The organism is Paenibacillus catalpae (genome assembly GCF_900112695.1).
GTDB lineage: Bacteria > Bacillota > Bacilli > Paenibacillales > Paenibacillaceae > Pristimantibacillus > Pristimantibacillus catalpae.
The window spans coordinates 194,594-213,027 of record NZ_FOMT01000005.1; the positions used below are offsets into that span (position 1 = coordinate 194,594).

Below are 18,434 nucleotides of genomic sequence, written 5' to 3' on the forward strand. Positions count from 1 at the left end.
AGGATCCTTCCATAATGAACCTGAGCGATAGATTGAACGACGATATGAAGCAAGCCATGAGAAATCAGGACAAGTTCAAGCTGACTACGATTCGTATGATTCGTGCAGCTGTTAAAAATTTGGAGATTGATTTGAAGCGTCCTCTTGAGGACACTGAAGTGGTAGATATACTCAGTCGTGAAATCAAACAACGTAAAGATTCCCTCCAAGAATTTAGCAAAGCCGGCAGAGATGATCTGGTTACAGATCTTTCAGCAGAAATTGAAATTATTAGTCAATACCTTCCCGTACAGCTGACCGAAGAAGAGATAAAAGCGATTGTAACGCAGACCATCCAGGAACTCGGTGCTTCTTCCAAAGCCGAGATGGGAAAAGTCATGGGTGCACTTTTGCCAAAAACAAAAGGGCGCGCTGATGGTAAACTAGTAAATCAATATGTACAACAATTTCTGCAATAACTATATGTTCGGACGAAGGCACCCCTTTCGAGGGGTGTTTTTGCTTTTTAATTTATTCGGGGCTTAAATGATCACTGCGAGACATATGCTGTCCACATAAGGATGAACGCCACCGTTTACACTTATTTGTGACAACTTTGAAACATAATGTACATATATGCGTATTAACGGTTACTGATTGAAAAGGAGGAGCGACACTTTGCAAACGAAACGATGGCGCATTGCTGCTGTCATATGGCCTCTTCTGCTGATGGTTTCGATGATGCTGGTTATAACAGGCGGGCTGATCACCGGCGGCAAGTCCGTACAAGGAGCAGATACGGCAGAAATCGGTCCCGCGGTCTATGTCGTACCGGTCAAGCAAACGGTGGAATCCGGGCTTAAATCGTTTTTGGAGCGGGCTTATAAAGAAGCGGCCGAAGCGAAAGCGGAGAGAGTAATCCTTGTGCTTAATACGTTCGGCGGAGAAGTTACAAGTGCAGAGGAAATTGGCGAGCTTATCCGCAAGAGCAGCATTCCGACTACGGCGTATGTAGAAGGAAAGGCAGTATCCGCAGGTACTTATATCGCACTTAATGCGCAAAACATTGTCATGGAACCGGGAAGTACGATTGGAGCCGCGGCGGTTGTTAACGGCTCAGGAGATCTCATCGATAATCCGAAGGTCATCTCGTTCTGGGTGAAGACGATGAGAGAAGCAGCCGAATTAAACGGCCGCAATCCGGATATCGCTGCTGCGATGGTGGATCCCGGCGTGATCCTCCCGCTGCCTGATCTTAAGCAGGCTAAGCAGTCCGGCCAGATCCTGACCTTGACGGCGGATGAAGCCATTAAAGTCGGCTATGCAGAATATAAGGCAGAAACGGTGGACGACGCGATCAAGTGGCTGGGGCTGGATAAACGGGAACAGATCACGATCAATCCTAGCATAGCGGAGAAGATTGCTTCTTGGCTGGTTAATCCGGTTGTTATGACCGTGCTGTTTGTTTTGGGTATCGCCGGCATAGCCATTGAGCTGTTTGTTCCGGGTTTCGGTGTTCCCGGCGTTGTGGGGATCCTGTCATTTGGCCTGTATTTCTTTGGCCACTATATTGCAGGATTTGCTGGAATGGAGTCAGTCGTTCTGTTTATTGTCGGCATCGCTCTGCTCTTTGTCGAGCTGTTTGTGCCTAGCTGGGGCATTCTCGGCATCATCGGCAGCGTCTCGCTGATTGCCGGGGTGTTGACGGCTGCATCCAGTCCGGTTACGGCTATAATCTCGCTCGTCATCGCTTTGGCGGTTGCCACGGTTATCCTGTACTTTGTGGTGAAGAAATACAAGGACAGAGGCATCTGGAACAAATTTATTTTGCGGGAGAAGCTGACTACGGATAAGGGCTATCTGTCCGCAGAAACGAAGGATGATCTCCTGGGCCAGGAAGGGATAGCGATAACGCCTCTCCGCCCGGCAGGAACGATTCAGATTGGCGACAATCGTATTGATGTCATCACATCAGGGGAGTTCATCTCTTCCGGCAAGACTGTAAAAGTCGTTAAAACCGAAGGAACATGGGTTGTCGTAAGAGAAGTCGTATAGGATAATGAGAAAAAATGACATGGAGGGTTATACCAAATGGATCCGATTGTATCCGTATTAATTATTGTAGTGGTAGCGATTATTGTTCTCTCCGTATTCTTGAGCTTCTTCCCGATTATGCTGTGGATTTCCGCACTGGCATCGGGCGTAAGAATCGGCATTATTACACTGGTTGCCATGCGTCTCCGCCGTGTAACGCCTAGCCGAATTGTTAACCCGTTGATTAAAGCAACGAAGGCAGGACTTGGGCTCACGATTAACCAGCTGGAGAGTCACTTCCTCGCCGGCGGTAACGTTGACCGCGTCGTTAACGCCTTAATTGCCGCGCAGCGTGCCAACATCCCGCTCGTCTTCGAGCGTGCGGCGGCGATTGACCTTGCTGGCCGTGACGTTCTGCTGGCGGTTCAAATGAGCGTTAACCCGCGTGTCATCGAGACGCCTATCGTAGCTGCGGTTGCGAAGGACGGCATTGAAGTGAAAGTTAAGGCTCGTGTTACCGTGCGCGCAAATATTGAACGCCTCGTCGGCGGTGCCGGTGAAGAGACGATTATCGCCCGTGTAGGTGAAGGGATTGTTACTACGGTCGGTTCCTCCAACTCGCATAAAGACGTGCTTGAAAATCCGGATATGATCTCCCGTACCGTGCTTGGAAAAGGGCTTGACGCAGGTACTGCCTTTGAAATTCTGTCGATCGATATTGCGGACGTAGACGTAGGCAAAAATATCGGCGCCCATTTGCAAACGGAGCAGGCGGAAGCCGATAAACGGATCGCACAGGCGAAAGCCGAAGAGCGTCGTGCCATGGCGGTAGCGCAGGAGCAAGAGATGAAGGCCCGCGTCGTAGAGATGCGTGCAAAGGTTGTGGAATCCGAATCCCAGGTACCTCTTGCGATGGCTGACGCCCTCAAATCAGGTAAAATTGGCGTTATGGACTACATGAACTTGAAAAATATCGAAGCCGATACGCATATGCGCAATACGATTGGCAAGCCTGACACTCCTGCCGATAAAGACAACTAAGGCGCTTAGCCGCGTCGCATGATGGAGGTGCAGGCGTGAAATTAATAAGTTTTCTGCTCGAAAATATATATTGGGTTATCGTAGTCGGCGGTGTTCTCTTCTCGATGTTCGGACGTTCCGGTGCAAAACGCCGTACGAACCGGATGCCAAGCTTTGGGGGAGGCAACGAACCGAACAAACCGGTTGCCCGTCAGGAATGGGAAGAGGAAGACGAGGAGGATGATTCTTCAAGACCTTATCCTGCCCAGCGTGCGGCTAGGCCGGAGCCGGTGCCCTCTATGTCTCCATATCAGCCTCAGAAGCCCATAATGACGGGCTCATCTCTCCAAGGGGAGGGAGTGGGCTCTGGCGAGGGGAACAGTTCGCCGACGCTGGAGCGGGCCATTCAGGCCGCGCCAAGCCGGCCGGCAGAACCGCCTCGTGCGCGATTGGCTGCAGCTAAGCCCCAGTCAGCAGCTGCTGCGGAGAGCAGAGCTGAACTGGCAACACCAAAAGCCGATGAATTGCGTAAAGCGATCGTATGGGCCGAAATTTTAGGTCCTCCGCGTTCCAAGCGCCCGTTCGGCAAATAGCTTCGAATAAGAACAGCCGGGGAATGATGCCTTCAAGCATCGTTACCCGGCTGTTATTTTTTATCTAACACCCATATATTTCATAAATCGTTTCCTCGCCGCATATTTTGGTACAGTACAATAATGTGCACTCGCGCGGCGGAGGGGGACAATGGATCAGCTATGGGCCGTTTAAACCGTAAATTACGCAAATTGACTGCCGATATATTGGATTTGCCGCAGGATGTGGTCTATGATCTGCCCCGCATGACGATGATCGGGGACCGCCAGCTTTACATCGAGAACCACCGGGGTGTGCTTCATTTCTCCAGTGAGAAGCTGAGACTTGCCTTGAGCAAGGGCGAACTGGAAGTAACGGGAACCTCGCTTGTCATAAGAACGATCTGGACGGAAGAAGTGTTCATAGAGGGTCAAATAAAAAGTATCGAAGTAAGGGATCAGGAGGGATGAGCATGGCTGGTCAATGGCTGCAGTGGATACGCGGTGTTGTTACGGTGCATATCAGGGGCGGACAACCTGAACAGCTCGTTAACAGGGCTCTCGAAGGGGGGCTCGAGCTGTCTTCTATCCGGTGGACAAGCGATGGGAAGCTGGAATTCGAATTGTCTGTCGGTGACTTCTTTCGTCTTCGTCCGTTCTTGAAGGAGACAGGCTGCAGGGCGCATGTCACCAAGAGGGAAGGTATGCCTTTTTGGCTTGTCCGCATGGAGAAAAGAAAGTTTTTCGCCATCGGGATTGCCATGTTTTTTATCGGGATCTACTTATTGTCTTCCCTTGTCTGGTCGATTGAGGTGAAGGGGAATGTGAAGCTGACGGAAGAACAGATTCTTACTGCGGCTAAACGTGAAGGGATTTTCCCGATGCAATGGTCATTCCGCTTGAAGGATAAGGATGTGTTATCCAAAGAATTGGCGACCGATCTGCCGGGAGCAACCTGGGTTGGCGTGGAGAAAAAAGGGACAAGGATCATCATCCAGGTCGTGGAATCAACCGAGCCGGAAAAAGCGGACCCGCAAAATCCCCGTCATCTTGTCGCCTCCAACGATGCGGTTATAACGGAGATATACACCGAGAAGGGACGGCCTGTCGTCAAGAAAAATATGAAAGTCAAAAAAGGGCAGACCCTGATCTCGGGAACGATCGGCGGCGGTGCCTATACGCAGACTGTTGTCGCGAAGGGCAATGTAAGGGGACTTGTCTGGTATGAATTTATGGTGGCCTCCCCACTTACGCAGGAGGTTAAAGTGTACACGGGAGAGAAGAAGACAAAGTGGTATGCGGTCATCGGTCACCGAGCGCTTCAGGTCAGCGGCTATGGCAAAAATCCGTTTGATACGTCAGAGGATGTCGTGGTTGAGGAGCAAGCGGTCTGGCGCAGCTGGAAGCTGCCGTTTGGGCGGCTTAAGAAGACGGTTATGGAGGTCCGTACCGATGTGCGGGAGCTTACGGAGGAAGAAGCGAAAAACAACGGAATGCTCCAGGCCAAGGCTGATGTGATGCAGAAGGCAGGCAACGATGCGGTTATATTAAAGGAAATTGTTTTGCATGAAAAGACGGAGAATGGTAAAGTTTATATGAAAGTTCTTTTTGAAGTGGAGCAATCAATCGTAGAAGAGATGCCACTAGTCCAGATGCAAGGAGAATGAGGTTGTTGCAGAGTGAAGCAAAAGTAGTCAAGATTCCGCTCCAGAATGCCGTAGAGGGTTTGGCCGTATTTGGCCCCCAAGATAAGTATCTAAAGCTCGTGCAGCAGCAGATGGAGGCAACTCTATCTTCTCGTGACGCGGAAATTGTCATTTCCGGTCCGGTGCAAGAAGTGGAATCGCTAGAGCAGTTTTATAACGTGCTGCTTCAGCTTGTCCGGGGAGGTTATTCTCCGTCGGAGAGAGACATCACTTATGCGCTTGATCTTGCGCGCAGCATGCAAGCGGAAGAATTGCTCGATTTGCTTAAGGCTGAAATTACGACGACATACAGAGGCAAGCCGATTCGCGTGAAGACAATCGGACAGCGCCATTATGTGAAGACAATCAAGAAGCAGGATATCGTGTTCGGAATTGGTCCTGCCGGTACCGGTAAAACGTATCTTGCGGTTGTTCTTGCTGTAGCGGCCCTTAAAGAAGGCTCTGTTAAAAAAATAATGCTGACACGTCCTGCTGTTGAAGCGGGAGAAAATCTGGGCTTCCTGCCAGGTGACCTGCAAGAGAAGGTCGACCCCTATTTGAGACCGCTTTATGACGCCCTGCATGATGTGCTTGGTCCCGACCAAACGGCAAAGGCGTTCGAACGCGGAACGATAGAAATCGCTCCCCTTGCCTATATGCGCGGACGTACGCTGGATGATTCGTTCATTATTTTGGACGAAGCGCAAAATACAACCCCTGAACAAATGAAGATGTTCCTGACAAGGCTTGGCTTTGGTTCGAAGATGGTTATTACAGGCGACGTTACGCAGATTGACTTGCCGCGGGGCAAAAATTCCGGGCTTATCGAAGCGCAGCGCATTTTACGAGACATTGAGGAAATTGGTTTTATCCATTTTACCGAGCAAGACGTCGTTCGCCATTCCTTGGTGCAAAAAATTATCGTGGCATACAACTGGGACGCTGAAAACAAAGCATAGAGAGGAATGTCCGCTCGATGAATCAGACTCAGGCCGGAAAACAAACAAATCTACAGCAGGCCAAACCGACTGGCTGGAAACAGAGCGCAGCTGTCCGCTACTTGCTCTTATTTATGTTTGTGTTGCTGTTTTATTTCAGCCTGGCGCCGCATGTGGTGCCGGAAACTTACGATATCCAGGTGGATGCACCCAGTGATAAAGATATAGCAGCACCGCATCAAATCTTTGACAGCAAGGCAACGCTGGAAGCGCAGGAGGAAGCGGCGAACAAGATCGATTCCATCTATTCGAATGTTGCCCTGCGCAATGAACAGCTGATTGATCAAATTTTTGTCCGGATTGAGCAATTGAATCTGGATGATCAAGTAACGGTGCAGAATAAGGTGGAAATTTACCGGAACGAAATTCCCGGCAAGTATAATACCTTTGTCGACAATTTTGTCAAAATGAATATGGGCTCGGATAAGTATAGCGACACGCTGCTTGATGAGATGTCGAAGGTCATCAAGGAGCAGGTCTATACCATTCCGGAAGAAACGTTCTACAAGCTTCCGAACCTGACGCTGGATCAACTGGAAGAGATGCGTACGGTTGGGCAGGATGTTGTACGCAAGCTGATGAGCGAGCAGCTCCGCGATGCGGAGACGGCGCGTACGAAGGTTGCAGAGCTGGTGAACGCCAGCTCGCTGACCAACCGTTCAAGCCGGGAAATCGTGCAGGAGCTCGCCCGGTTTACGATTATGCCGAACCGGTTCCTCGATCAGCAGGCAACGGATGAAGAAAAGATTCTCGCGAAACAGAACACGCCGCAGGTTGTGATCAAAGAAGGCGATCTCATTGTCAAACGCGGTGAGATCATCACTCCCGAGATGTACGAGCTTCTGAAAGAATCCGAGCTTCTGCAGGACAAGCGGAATTATTGGCCGCAGCTTGGACTGCTGCTGATGGCTATCACGATAGTGGTTGGCTTGTATACCTACATGCATCAATATGGCAGCAGCGACAGTACAAAACCAAGCTACAGCAATACGCATTTGCTCATGCTGTGGCTCATTTATCTGATCAACATTATTACGATGCAGGTCATTTCGTTAACGCAGACAGACTCTGCGCCATATGCCGGTTATTTGGCTCCTGCCGCGCTGGGCACGATGCTGATTACCCTGCTGCTTGATGTGCATTTAGCCTTGATCAGCTCTGTTTTGTTTGCGATAGCCGGAAGTATTATACTAAATACACAAACAGGACAAGTTTTCGACTTCCAATACGGCTTCGTTATTATCGTCGTTTCGCTGGCGGCGATTTTCTCGATTCACAGAGCAAGCCAGCGGTCTACAATCCTGAAGGCCGGCATCATGGTCAGCTTGTTTGGCTCGCTTGCCGTATTGTCCCTGATGTTCCTGACGGAACAGCTGGAGCAAGGCCCGCTTGTCTATTCTCTCGCTTTTGCATTCGCAAGCGGATTATTAACGGCGATTCTTGTCATCGGGCTTATGCCATTCTTTGAAATAACGTTTGGCATCTTGTCAGCCTTGAAGCTGGTAGAGCTGTCTAACCCGAACCATCCGCTGCTTCGCAAGCTGCTGACCGAAACCCCTGGCACCTACCATCACAGCGTTATGGTAGGGAATCTGGCAGAGGCAGCTGCCGAGTCCATCGGTGCGGACGGGCTGCTCTGCCGTGTCGGCTCGTATTATCACGATATCGGGAAGACGAAACGGCCAAGCTATTTTATCGAGAATCAGACGAATATGGAAAATCCGCATGATACAATTGAACCAAAGCTGAGCAAATCGATCATTGTGGCTCATGCACGTGACGGTGTGGATATGCTGAAAGCCCAAAACATTCCGAAACCGATCCGTGACATTGCCGAGCAGCATCACGGCACAACTTCCTTGAAATTCTTCTACTTCAAAGCTCTTAAACAGGCGGAGGAGCAGGGGATTCAAGTGAATTTCACGGAGGATGACTATCGTTATCCCGGGCCAAAAGCACAATCCAAGGAAGCAGCCATTGTTGGCCTTGCCGATTGTGTGGAAGCGGCAGTACGCAGTCTGCGGAGCCCGACGGTCGAGCAGGTAGAGGCGATGATTCAGAAGATTATTAAAAGCCGCGTGGATGACAATCAATATAACGAATGCGACCTGACGATGAAAGAGCTTGATAAAATTGCTCATTCTTTGAAGGAAAGTGTTATTGGTATTTTCCATTCGCGCATTGAATACCCGGAAGATGTTAAACCAAAGGAGCGTTAAACCGCATGAGCCTGCAATTAGACTGGAGCAATGAGCAAGACAAAATTGAAATTCCTGAACCATGGATCAATCGGCTGGAGCAGCTACTGCAAATTGCCGGCGAAATGGAGGGACTTAACGACGGTGAAGTGACCCTTACGTTTACTGACAACGAGCAGATTCATCAGCTTAACCGCGAATACCGCAATATCGACCGTCCTACTGATGTTTTGTCATTTGCCATGCAGGATGACGGCACGGAAGAACTCGATATTATTTTCGAGGTTGAGAGCGAAGATGAAGTTGATCCGATCTCCGGTATGCTTGGCGATATCGTCATCTCGGTTGAGAAGGCGAAGGAGCAAAGCGAAGACTACGGACATTCATTGGAACGAGAGATTGGATTCCTGTTCGTGCACGGCTTCCTCCATTTGCTTGGCTATGACCACATGGACGATGCAGGTGAAGCAGAGATGACTTCCAAACAGGAAGCCGTTCTGCAAAAGGCAGGTTTGTCGCGTTAATGCCGAAGTTTATCCGCAGCCTGGGTTACGCTTGTTCAGGAATTGTCTTGGCTGTCCGGTCGCAGCGGCATATGAAGATTCACACTATAGCTGCTGTTATCGTATGCGCAATCGGGGCAATGCTGCCTTTGACCCGTCTGGAATGGGCAGTGCTGCTGTTAACGATTGCGGTTGTAATATCACTGGAAATGATTAATACAGCAATTGAACATACCGTTGATTTAGCCAGTCCGGACATACATCCGCTTGCAAAAGCGGCTAAGGATGTGGCTGCGGGTGCTGTGCTGGTTGCGGCGTTTATGGCTATTATCATTGGGCTGCTCATTCTTGGGCCGCCCTTATGGCATTTTATCATGGATTAATACGAAGAATAGGAGCTGAGGCTCATGGCATTCGAGGGATTATCGGAGGAATATTCGAAATTGCTTAATGCGGCAAAAGAGGCAATGCTGCGGGCCTATGTGCCATACTCCGGCTTTCGTGTAGGCGCAGCGCTTCTGGACGATAGCGGCCATATTCATTATGGCTGCAACGTTGAGAACGCAGCATACAGCCCATGTAATTGTGCCGAGCGAACAGCTTTATTCCGCGCAATTGCCGATGGCAAGCGGCCGGGTCAATTCCAGGTCATTGCTGTGATGGGGGATACGGATGAGCCGATTACCCCGTGCGGTGTATGCCGCCAAGTGATGGTAGAGCTTTGCAAGCTGGACATGCCTGTTGTGATGGGCAACCTGCACGGAAAGTGGAACATCATGACCGTTACTGAGCTGCTGCCCGGTGCATTTACACCGGCTTCATTAGAGAAAGGGAGTTAACTATTCACATGACTCAATCGAAATTCCGATCCGGCTTTGTGGCTATCATTGGCCGTCCAAACGTCGGCAAATCTACGCTTATGAACCATCTAATCGGGCAAAAAATCGCCATTATGTCGGACAAGCCCCAAACAACTCGCAATAAAATCCATGGTGTATATACGACAGACACGTCGCAGATCGTATTCCTGGATACGCCGGGTATTCACAAACCGCAGTCCAAGCTTGGCGACTATATGATGAAGACAGCGGAGGGCGCCTTGAAAGAGGTCGAGGCCGTACTCTTCCTCATTGACGTTGCAGACGGGCTTGGCGGCGGCGACCGTTTTATTATCGAACAGCTGAAGAAAGTCGATACACCGGTATTCCTAGTTATGAACAAGATAGACAAAGTGCAGCCCGAGCAGCTTCTGGCAACGATTACACAGTACAAGGATTTGTATCCATTCGCAGAGATCGTACCGATTTCGGCGCTTCAAGGCAACAATGTCGAGACGCTTCTTGCGCAGCTCCAGAAATATTTGCCGGAGGGACCGCAATATTACCCGGCCGATCAAGTGACGGATCATCCGGAGCAATTTGTCGTTTCAGAGCTGATCCGCGAGAAAATTTTGCATATGACGCGTGAAGAAATTCCGCATTCCATTGCCGTAGGCATTGAAGATATGCGCGTGCAGGAGAACGGCGTTGTTTATATTGGCGCTGTCATTTTCGTCGAACGCGATTCCCAAAAAGGGATTATTATCGGCAAGAAGGGTGCATTGCTGAAGGAAGTCGGCAAGCAGGCACGCCGTGATATTGAAGCCTTGCTCGGATCGCGCACATTCCTGGAGCTTTGGGTCAAAGTGAAGAAGGATTGGCGCAATCAGGAACGCGTCTTGAAAGATTTTGGCTTCAGGCATGATTAAGCAGGATTGACGAAATTTGTTAAGGATAGCATTCGTCTGTTTACCGCATCCTAATTAACGTCTAGGGCTTCATTTCCAAGGCGGAAAGGATGAATACGAATGCGAAACTTTTCGTGGAAGTATTTTACATTGACCGGTGACGTAGAGTCTTACATGCTCTACAAGGAAATGGATCAACTTGGTCCAGAGAATCATCCTCAACATTTGCCGGGAGACAATGAGGAGCTTGCTGCTGAGTTCGAGGATTCGTCTGCCCTTTAATTCGTTATCCTGCAGGCTGCCTTGAAGTAAGCATGGGGGAGAAGAATTATGCTATATCGTGTGGAGGGCATTGTCATCCGCAGCATGGACTATGGGGAAGGCAATAAAATTATTACGCTGCTGACGAAAACTAACGGTAAGCTTGGCGTAATGGTGCGCGGCGCGAAGAAGGTGAAGAGCAGGCATGCTTCTCTCGCGCAGCCATTTACATACGGCGAGTTTGTTTTTTTCCGGAATAAAGGACTAGGCAATCTTAATCATGGTGAGATTCTAGAATCTCACCATCTTTTGCGTGAACAGTTGGATCTGTCTGCATATGCTGCTTATATGGCAGAGCTGACAGACAAGACGCTTCAGGAAGATGAATCGGGAGAATTGCTGTTTGAGCAGCTGAAGGCTGGGTTTATGGCAATGCAAGAAGACAAGGACCCGCAAATCATTTCTCATCTTTATGAAATGCGCATATTGGATGCAGCTGGTTATTCACCAGAGTTTGAATTCTGCGTAAACTGCTCGAGTGAGCAAGGGCCATTCCGGTTAAGTCCGCATGCAGGCGGCGTGTTATGTACTCGCTGTGCAAGGAATGATGCCGGAGCGATTCCGATGAGTGAAGGCGCTTATAAGCTGCTGAGGCTGTTCAGCCGCATGGATCTAAGACGTCTCGGGGCCATTCAGGTTAAACCGGAGACCAAAAAAGAACTGAAAAAAATGATGCGTGAACTGATGGATGTTCATATCGGCATTCCGCTAAAGTCCAGAGCTTTTCTTGATCAGATGGACAAATTTTCCCTTGAGTAAGCCCTGGGCAATTATGCCTAATGCCCCGTTTGACAACTGCATTAAAAATGGTTAATATATGTGAATATGAATATGGACAGTGATGGAGAAAGTAGCAGTTGATGCCTTGTGCTAGCGATTCGGGGACAGTGGAAGCCCGGGCAGGCAAAACATGCGAAACGGCACTCCGGAGTCAGTTACCGAAAAGAGGATTTACGCACGCCGCTTGGAATAAGCAGTGAAAGCGCAAATCAAGTAGGGTGGAACCGCGGGAGTCAGCTCTCGTCCCTACGTCTGGCAGCAGGCGTAGAGACGGGAGCTTTTTGGTGTTTCCGGATCCGCCGTACTATATGATAAAGGAGCGAGAAAAGTCATGAATTTTCAAGGCATGATATTGACTTTGCAGCAATTCTGGGCAGAGCAAAACTGTATTCTTGTACAGCCGTACGATGTAGAGAAAGGCGCGGGAACGATGAACCCGATGACGTTCCTCCGTACGATTGGCCCAGAGCCGTGGAATGTTGCTTATGTAGAGCCATCGCGCCGTCCTGCGGATGGTCGTTACGGCGAGAACCCGAACCGGTTGTACCAGCATCACCAATTCCAGGTTATTCTCAAGCCTTCCCCGGACAACATCCAGGAGCTATATTTGGAGAGCTTGAAGCGCCTTGGTATCGATCCCAAGCATCATGATATCCGGTTTGTTGAAGATAACTGGGAATCGCCAACGCTTGGCGCATGGGGCCTTGGCTGGGAAGTATGGCTGAACGGCATGGAGATTACACAGTTTACGTATTTCCAGCAAGTCGGCGGTATTGATGCGAACCCGGTTGCGGTTGAAATTACTTACGGCATGGAACGACTGGCTTCGTATATTCAGGAAAAAGAAAACGTGTTTGATCTGGAGTGGGTAGAGGGCGTATCGTATGGCGATGTCTTCCTGCAGCCGGAATTTGAACATTCGAAATATACGTTTGAAACGTCTGACTCCGCGATGTTGTTCCAATTGTTCAACATGTATGAAGAGGAAGCGAAGAAAACCATGGAGCATAAGCTCGTGTTCCCGGCTTATGACTACGTATTGAAATGCTCCCATACGTTTAACCTGCTTGATGCACGCGGAGCGATAAGCGTTACCGAACGTACGGGCTATATTATGCGCGTTCGCAACCTGGCTCGTGCTTGCGCGGCGACTTATCTGGAGGAACGGGAACGTCTAGGATTCCCTCTTCTGAAGAAAGGAGTGGAGAACAATGGCTAAAGATTTGTTGCTGGAGATTGGACTTGAGGAAGTACCGGCACGTTTCGTGCGCGGTGCGATGAATCAATTGAAGGAGAAGGCAGTCAAATGGTTCGATGACTCCCGCATTCCTTATGAAACGGTAGAAATATTCGCTACTCCGCGCCGTCTTGCCCTGTATGTACAAGGCGTGGCAGAGAAGCAAGAGGACGTAAATGAGCAGGTTAAAGGTCCCTCTCGCAAAATCGCCCTGGATGATCAAGGCAACTGGAGCAAAGCTGCCCTTGGCTTCGCGCGCAGCCAAGGAGTCGAGCCGGAGCAGTTCTTTTTCCAGGAGCTTGGCGGCGTAGAGTACGTCTATGCGAACAAAAGCAGCGTTGGTACTGAAACGGCATCTGTCTTGTCTGAAGGTTTGACTAACCTGATTACGTCGATGTCTTTCCCGAAAAACATGCGCTGGGGTAACTATGAACTGAAGTTCGTACGCCCGATCAAATGGATCGTCGCTCTGTTTGGCACAGATATTATTCCGCTTCAGATTACGAATGTGCAAAGCGGTAATGTATCCCGCGGCCACCGCTTCCTTGGCGAAGAGACTGTTGTGGCTTCCCCTTCGGATTATAAAGAGCGTCTGCGCGAGCAGCATGTCATTGTTGACGTTGAAGAGCGCGAGCAGATTATCGTGAGTCAGATCCAGGAGCTTGCCAAAGAGAAGAGCTGGGAAATCGCGATTAAAGAAGATTTGCTCGAAGAGGTCTTATTCCTGGTCGAGTATCCGAACGTATTATATGGAACATTTGATCCTGCCTTTTTGAATATCCCTCAAGAGGTTCTTATCACTTCGATGCGTGAGCATCAGCGTTACTTCCCGGTGTTGAACGCGGAAGGCCAGCTGCAGCCGTTCTTCGTAACGGTTCGTAACGGCGACCGGACTTCGATCGAAAACGTGGCGAAAGGTAACGAGAAGGTGCTTCGCGCACGTCTGTCTGACGCAAAGTTCTTCTACGAGGAAGATCAGAAGCTTGCCATTAACGATGCGCTTGCGAAGCTTGAAAATATCGTTTACCACGAAGAGCTCGGAACAGTTGCCGACAAAGTAAGAAGAATCCGTGCGACAGCCGATCTGCTTGCTTCGAAGCTTGGTGTTGATGCCGATACCGCTGCAGCGGCAAGCCGTGCAGCCGATATTTGCAAATTCGACCTTGTTACTCAAATGGTATACGAGTTCCCTGAACTGCAAGGTATTATGGGTGAAGATTACGCTCGTAAAGCAGGTGAAGGCGAAGCGGTAGCGCAAGCCATTAACGAGCATTATCAACCGCGTTTCGCAGGTGACCGTGCGCCAGCATCCGTTGTGGGCGCGATCGTCAGCCTTGCCGACAAGATCGACACGATCGCTGGCTGTTTCTCGATCGGTATTATCCCGACGGGTTCACAGGACCCTTATGCCTTGCGCCGCCAGGCTTCGGGTATCGTCCAAATCATTCTGGCGCAAGGGCTTGATCTTAAGCTGACCGATCTGTTTGATGCAGCTCTTGAAGTCCATGCAGCACGCGGGATGAAACGCAGCAGCGAAGAGATCCGTAATGATCTGAACGACTTCTTCGCCCTTCGTGTGAAGAATGTATTGTCGGAGCAAGCTAACCGTTATGACGTCGTTGATGCGGTAATGGCAACCGGCTTTAATGATCTGCGTATTACAGTAGAACGTGCCGCGCTTATTAATGAACTGGCTTCCGGAAACGAACGCAGTGAGTTTAAGCTTACTATTGATGCGTTTAACCGGGTATGCAATCTGGCTTCCAAAGCAGAATCGCGTTCGGTAAATTCGGCTCTGTTCGAAGAAGCGGCTGAAGGCGCGCTCTACGAGCAATGGCAAAAAGCCCATCCGGCAGTTGCAAAAGCAATAGCCGAGGGAGACATCGCTTCCGCACTTGCTAACTTGTCGTCGCTGAAGCAAGCCATCAATGCTTATTTCGATTCGGTGATGGTTATGGCTAAAGATGACGCAGTACGCAGCAACCGATTGGCATCACTTGCGCTTATCGCGGATGATATTACGGCAATCGCAGACTTCTCGAAGCTGGTTTGGTAATACTCATCGTTGTATCATTGTCGTCAATCCATAGAAAGGATGATGATTATGGCAGGTTCAGCTGAAGTGATTATTTACGTTGTATCTGACGCTGCAGGCGATACCGGCGAGCTTGTAGTCAGGGCAGCTGTTGCGCAATTCCATCCGGTTCAGACGGACATCCGCCGCGCGCCGTTTGTTATGGATATTCCGACGCTGGAACGGTTTGTCTTGCAAGCCAAGCTGTCCGGTGCCATCGTGCTCTATACCCTGGTCATCCCGCATCTGCGGGAGGCTATGAAGAATCTTGCCAGGGAGCATGAGGTCGAAGCTATTGATCTGCTCGGCTCGCTCATCGAAAGCCTGGAACGGCAGACCGGCCGTCACTCGCGTCAAGAACCCGGTCTTAACCATGTTCTTGACGCGGATTATTTCCGCAAGGTGGATGCTGTCGAATTTGCGGTGCGTTATGATGATGCCAAAGACCCTTCGGGGGTGCTGAAAGCAGACATCGTCCTTATAGGTGTATCGCGGACGTCAAAGACTCCGCTGTCCATGTACCTGGCGCATCAAAAATACAAGGTGGCCAACATTCCTCTTGTCCCGGAAATCAAGGCGCCGAAAGAGCTGTTTAATGTTCCGGTTGAGCGGATTATAGGCCTTACGATTGGCGTACCTTATTTGAACACCATTCGGAAGGAACGGCTGAAGGCGTTAGGGTTGCCCGACAGCGCATCGTATGCGGCGGAGGATCGGATCTTGAAGGAGCTTGAATACGCGGAAGGGATTATGAAACAAATCGGATGTGTCGTTATCGACGTGTCGCATCGTGCGGTAGAAGAGACGGCAAGTCTGATTATGGAGCATTTTCGCAGCGATTAAGCCAAAATGCAGGATTTTTTTGAAGTCTTGCCGTATATAATAGTAACGGTAATTGAAATATACAAAAAATGAGCGGTGATGCGTGATTGGAGCATAAGCAACCGACAATCGTCGTTGACGGCGACGCTTGTCCCGTTAAGACCGAAATTGCTCGGGCCGCGCGCAGTTTCCGTGTTCCGGTAGTCATGGTCTCTTCCTATGACCATCGGCTTGAGCCGCAGGAAGGTGTTTCGGTTGTGCAAGTCGACCGGAGCAGCCAATCGGTCGACTTGTATATCGTGAATCATATAACCAAGGGCGATATTGTGATTACGCAGGACTTTGGTCTCGCTTGCATTGCGATCGGGAAAGGTGCGGTCGTCTTGTCTACACGCGGTGAAGAGTATTCGGACGAGAACATCGATTATTTGATGGAACGGCGTCATGAATCAGCGAAACGAAGGCGTGCAGGAGGCAAAACGAAAGGCCCAAAAGCAATGAATAATGACGATCGGGAGCGTTTTCAACAAAAGTTGACAAAAGTTTTAGCAAACTTGCAGGAGAAACATGACATTTAGCGAATATTATTTACGTGTCATTAGGATGAAGGTGATGGACAATGACCTACGGTAAAATACCGGATGACGTTATTGAGGCGGTACGCCGTCATCATGACATCGTAGATACGGTGAGCAAATACGTTCATCTTTCAAAGAACGGCAAGTACATGAAAGGACTTTGTCCCTTCCATTCCGAGAAGACTCCTTCGTTTACCGTAACGCCGGAACTGCAGATTTTTCATTGTTACGGCTGCGGCAAGACAGGAAATGTTATCCGGTTTGTGGAAGAGATTGAAAGTTATACCTTTCCCGAAGCGGTCCGCGAGCTGGCTGAACAAGCCGGTATACCTGTTACTTGGGCCAATCCGGACGGCGCTAAGCCGACAGCAGCCGATGCGGATCGGAACGCAATTCTTGAAGCGCATGAGCTTACTGCAAAGTTTTACCATTATTTATTGAATAACACGCAGTATGGCACAGAAGCAAAAGAATATTTGCGTGGACGGGGGTTTGGTGATAAGCTGATCAATCAATTTATGATCGGTTATGCACCGACGCAGTGGGATACACTCAGTAACTTTTTGTCCGCACGAAAGTACGATCCCTCCTTAATGGAGAAAGGCGGGCTGCTATCTGCCAAGTCTGACGGAAGCGGATATGTAGACCGGTTTCGGGGACGAATCATGTTTCCGATATGGGATCGGGACGGCAAGGTAACAGCGTTTGCGGGACGTATTATCGGTGAAGGCCAGCCGAAATATTTGAACTCGCCGGAAACGATGTTGTTTACGAAAAGCCGCACGATTTACAATCTGCATCATGCGCGACCTGCCATCCGCAAGAGCAAGCAAGTTGTTTTATTCGAAGGGTATATGGATGTAATTAAATCTTGGAGTGCGGGCGTGAAGAATGGAATTGCCACAATGGGAACAGCATTGACGGAGGAACACTGTACCATACTTGCCCGTCAGGCTGAAGAGATTGTGGTCTGTTATGACGGTGATGATGCTGGACAAGCTGCCGCCATGAAATCCATTCCGATGCTTGAAGGAGCAGGGCTTAGAGTGATGGTGTCCATGCTGCCGAAAGGTAAAGATCCGGATGAGTATATTACCGAATACGGTCCGGATGCATATCTTCGTGAAGTGATTGACCAACCTGCCACCACCACAAAATTTAAGCTTATATATTCAAGAAAAAACCATATACTGCTAAAAGAAGAAGGTCGGAAAAATTACTTGCTTGAAGCCGCTGGAATTGTGGCAGAGCTTGATTCCGCTATTGAACGCGAAGTTTATCTGCAGGAGCTTTCACGCGAATTTAATTTCCCATTAGAAGTATTGAAGCAGGATTGTCATATTAAGCATCAAGAATTGCAAAAAAAGAAACCCGGAAGGGATAATAACGACAATTCGTGGAATAATGGTAGGAATGAAAATCGCCGAAGATCGGGGCCTCCTGTGCTGTTGCCCGCTTATACGTATGTAGAGCGGCGGCTGCTTCATGTGATGATGCGCGACAGAGATGTGGCGTTAAGTGTCCATGACAAGCTGGGGGACGCGTTCAATATTGAGGATCACGCAGCGCTTGCTGCTTATTTATACGCATTTTATGCGCAGGGCTATGATCCGGATGCCGGGCGATTTATTGCCTCTCTCCAAGACGAACGTCTGGAGAGGACGGCTGCAGCCATTCTGATGATGGACGGAGATTTTCCTTTTGACGATGCCATTTTGGAAGCCGATATTCAGGACATTATCAAGGTTCCTAAGTTCCGGGAAATCGACCGAAAAAAAGAGGAAATGATGCAGGCGGAACGCGCCGGAGATCATCTGCTCGCTGCGCAAATGTTAAGTGAGATTATAACCCTAGAGAGACAGCTAAAAGGAACGACTTGACGATCGGTTCTAGGGAGGAGGGAGTCG

Annotated in this window: 19 protein-coding genes; all 19 read left to right on the forward strand. The window is 49.5% G+C overall.

The genetic code is table 11. From position 1 onward, the window contains the following. The first annotated feature begins 14 nt into the window (after positions 1-14). The 19 genes from BM200_RS22210 (at position 15) to dnaG (ending at position 18,407) form a co-directional block, all read left to right on the forward strand. Complete coding sequence (locus BM200_RS22210) at positions 15-458, forward strand: GatB/YqeY domain-containing protein (RefSeq protein ID WP_091188846.1); 444 nt, start codon at positions 15-17, stop codon at positions 456-458. Between the two features lie 199 nt (positions 459-657). Further along, positions 658-2,034 (forward strand): NfeD family protein, encoded by a 1,377-nt coding sequence (locus tag BM200_RS22215; protein WP_091188847.1) that lies wholly within the window; start codon positions 658-660, stop codon positions 2,032-2,034. 36 nt (positions 2,035-2,070) lie between these two features. Then, positions 2,071-3,054, forward strand: coding sequence for a flotillin-like protein FloA (floA, locus tag BM200_RS22220; protein ID WP_091188848.1), 984 nt, complete (start codon positions 2,071-2,073; stop codon positions 3,052-3,054). A 35-nt stretch (positions 3,055-3,089) separates the two neighbouring features. Then, on the forward strand, positions 3,090-3,626 hold the full coding sequence (locus BM200_RS22225) for a hypothetical protein (RefSeq protein WP_091188849.1): 537 nt from the start codon (positions 3,090-3,092) through the stop codon (positions 3,624-3,626). A gap of 162 nt (positions 3,627-3,788) precedes the next feature. Next, entirely contained in the window at positions 3,789-4,076 is a 288-nt protein-coding gene (yqfC, locus tag BM200_RS22230; protein WP_091188850.1) for a sporulation protein YqfC, read from the forward strand. 2 nt (positions 4,077-4,078) lie between these two features. Next, positions 4,079-5,272 (forward strand): sporulation protein YqfD, encoded by a 1,194-nt coding sequence (yqfD, locus tag BM200_RS22235; RefSeq protein WP_091188851.1) that lies wholly within the window; start codon positions 4,079-4,081, stop codon positions 5,270-5,272. Further along, entirely contained in the window at positions 5,269-6,249 is a 981-nt protein-coding gene (locus BM200_RS22240) for a PhoH family protein (protein WP_091188852.1), read from the forward strand. The genes yqfD and BM200_RS22240 overlap by 4 nt, the downstream gene beginning before the upstream one ends. 17 nt (positions 6,250-6,266) lie before the next feature. Next, positions 6,267-8,507: an HD family phosphohydrolase gene (locus BM200_RS22245; protein ID WP_091188853.1), complete on the forward strand. Its 2,241-nt coding sequence runs from the start codon at positions 6,267-6,269 to the stop codon at positions 8,505-8,507. 5 nt (positions 8,508-8,512) lie between these two features. Further along, positions 8,513-9,010 (forward strand): rRNA maturation RNase YbeY, encoded by a 498-nt coding sequence (gene ybeY / locus BM200_RS22250; RefSeq protein WP_091188854.1) that lies wholly within the window; start codon positions 8,513-8,515, stop codon positions 9,008-9,010. Continuing rightward, on the forward strand, positions 9,010-9,372 hold the full coding sequence (locus tag BM200_RS22255) for a diacylglycerol kinase family protein (protein WP_091188855.1): 363 nt from the start codon (positions 9,010-9,012) through the stop codon (positions 9,370-9,372). The genes ybeY and BM200_RS22255 overlap by 1 nt, the downstream gene beginning before the upstream one ends. A 24-nt stretch (positions 9,373-9,396) precedes the next feature. Beyond that, positions 9,397-9,828, forward strand: a complete 432-nt coding sequence (gene cdd / locus BM200_RS22260; protein ID WP_091188856.1) for a cytidine deaminase — start codon at positions 9,397-9,399, stop codon at positions 9,826-9,828. An 8-nt stretch (positions 9,829-9,836) separates the two neighbouring features. After that, positions 9,837-10,736: a GTPase Era gene (gene era / locus BM200_RS22265; protein ID WP_091188857.1), complete on the forward strand. Its 900-nt coding sequence runs from the start codon at positions 9,837-9,839 to the stop codon at positions 10,734-10,736. Positions 10,737-10,835: 99 nt separating this feature from the next. Further along, positions 10,836-10,997: a YqzL family protein gene (locus BM200_RS22270; protein WP_091188858.1), complete on the forward strand. Its 162-nt coding sequence runs from the start codon at positions 10,836-10,838 to the stop codon at positions 10,995-10,997. Positions 10,998-11,045: 48 nt separating this feature from the next. Further along, positions 11,046-11,795: a DNA repair protein RecO gene (gene recO, locus BM200_RS22275; RefSeq protein WP_091188859.1), complete on the forward strand. Its 750-nt coding sequence runs from the start codon at positions 11,046-11,048 to the stop codon at positions 11,793-11,795. Positions 11,796-12,147: 352 nt separating this feature from the next. Further along, positions 12,148-13,035 carry a glycine--tRNA ligase subunit alpha gene (gene glyQ, locus BM200_RS22280; protein ID WP_091188860.1) on the forward strand — a complete coding sequence of 296 codons (888 nt, stop codon included), beginning with the start codon at positions 12,148-12,150 and terminating at the stop codon, positions 13,033-13,035. Beyond that, complete coding sequence (gene glyS / locus BM200_RS22285; RefSeq protein WP_091188861.1) at positions 13,028-15,109, forward strand: glycine--tRNA ligase subunit beta; 2,082 nt, start codon at positions 13,028-13,030, stop codon at positions 15,107-15,109. The genes glyQ and glyS overlap by 8 nt, the downstream gene beginning before the upstream one ends. 48 nt (positions 15,110-15,157) lie before the next feature. After that, the gene (locus BM200_RS22290; RefSeq protein ID WP_091188862.1) at positions 15,158-15,970 is read left to right on the forward strand and encodes a pyruvate, water dikinase regulatory protein; all 813 of its coding nucleotides are present in this window, start codon (positions 15,158-15,160) and stop codon (positions 15,968-15,970) included. An 86-nt stretch (positions 15,971-16,056) separates the two neighbouring features. Continuing rightward, positions 16,057-16,527: a YaiI/YqxD family protein gene (locus BM200_RS22295; RefSeq protein ID WP_091188863.1), complete on the forward strand. Its 471-nt coding sequence runs from the start codon at positions 16,057-16,059 to the stop codon at positions 16,525-16,527. A gap of 41 nt (positions 16,528-16,568) precedes the next feature. Further along, complete coding sequence (gene dnaG / locus BM200_RS22300; protein WP_091188864.1) at positions 16,569-18,407, forward strand: DNA primase; 1,839 nt, start codon at positions 16,569-16,571, stop codon at positions 18,405-18,407. Positions 18,408-18,434 lie beyond the last annotated feature (27 nt).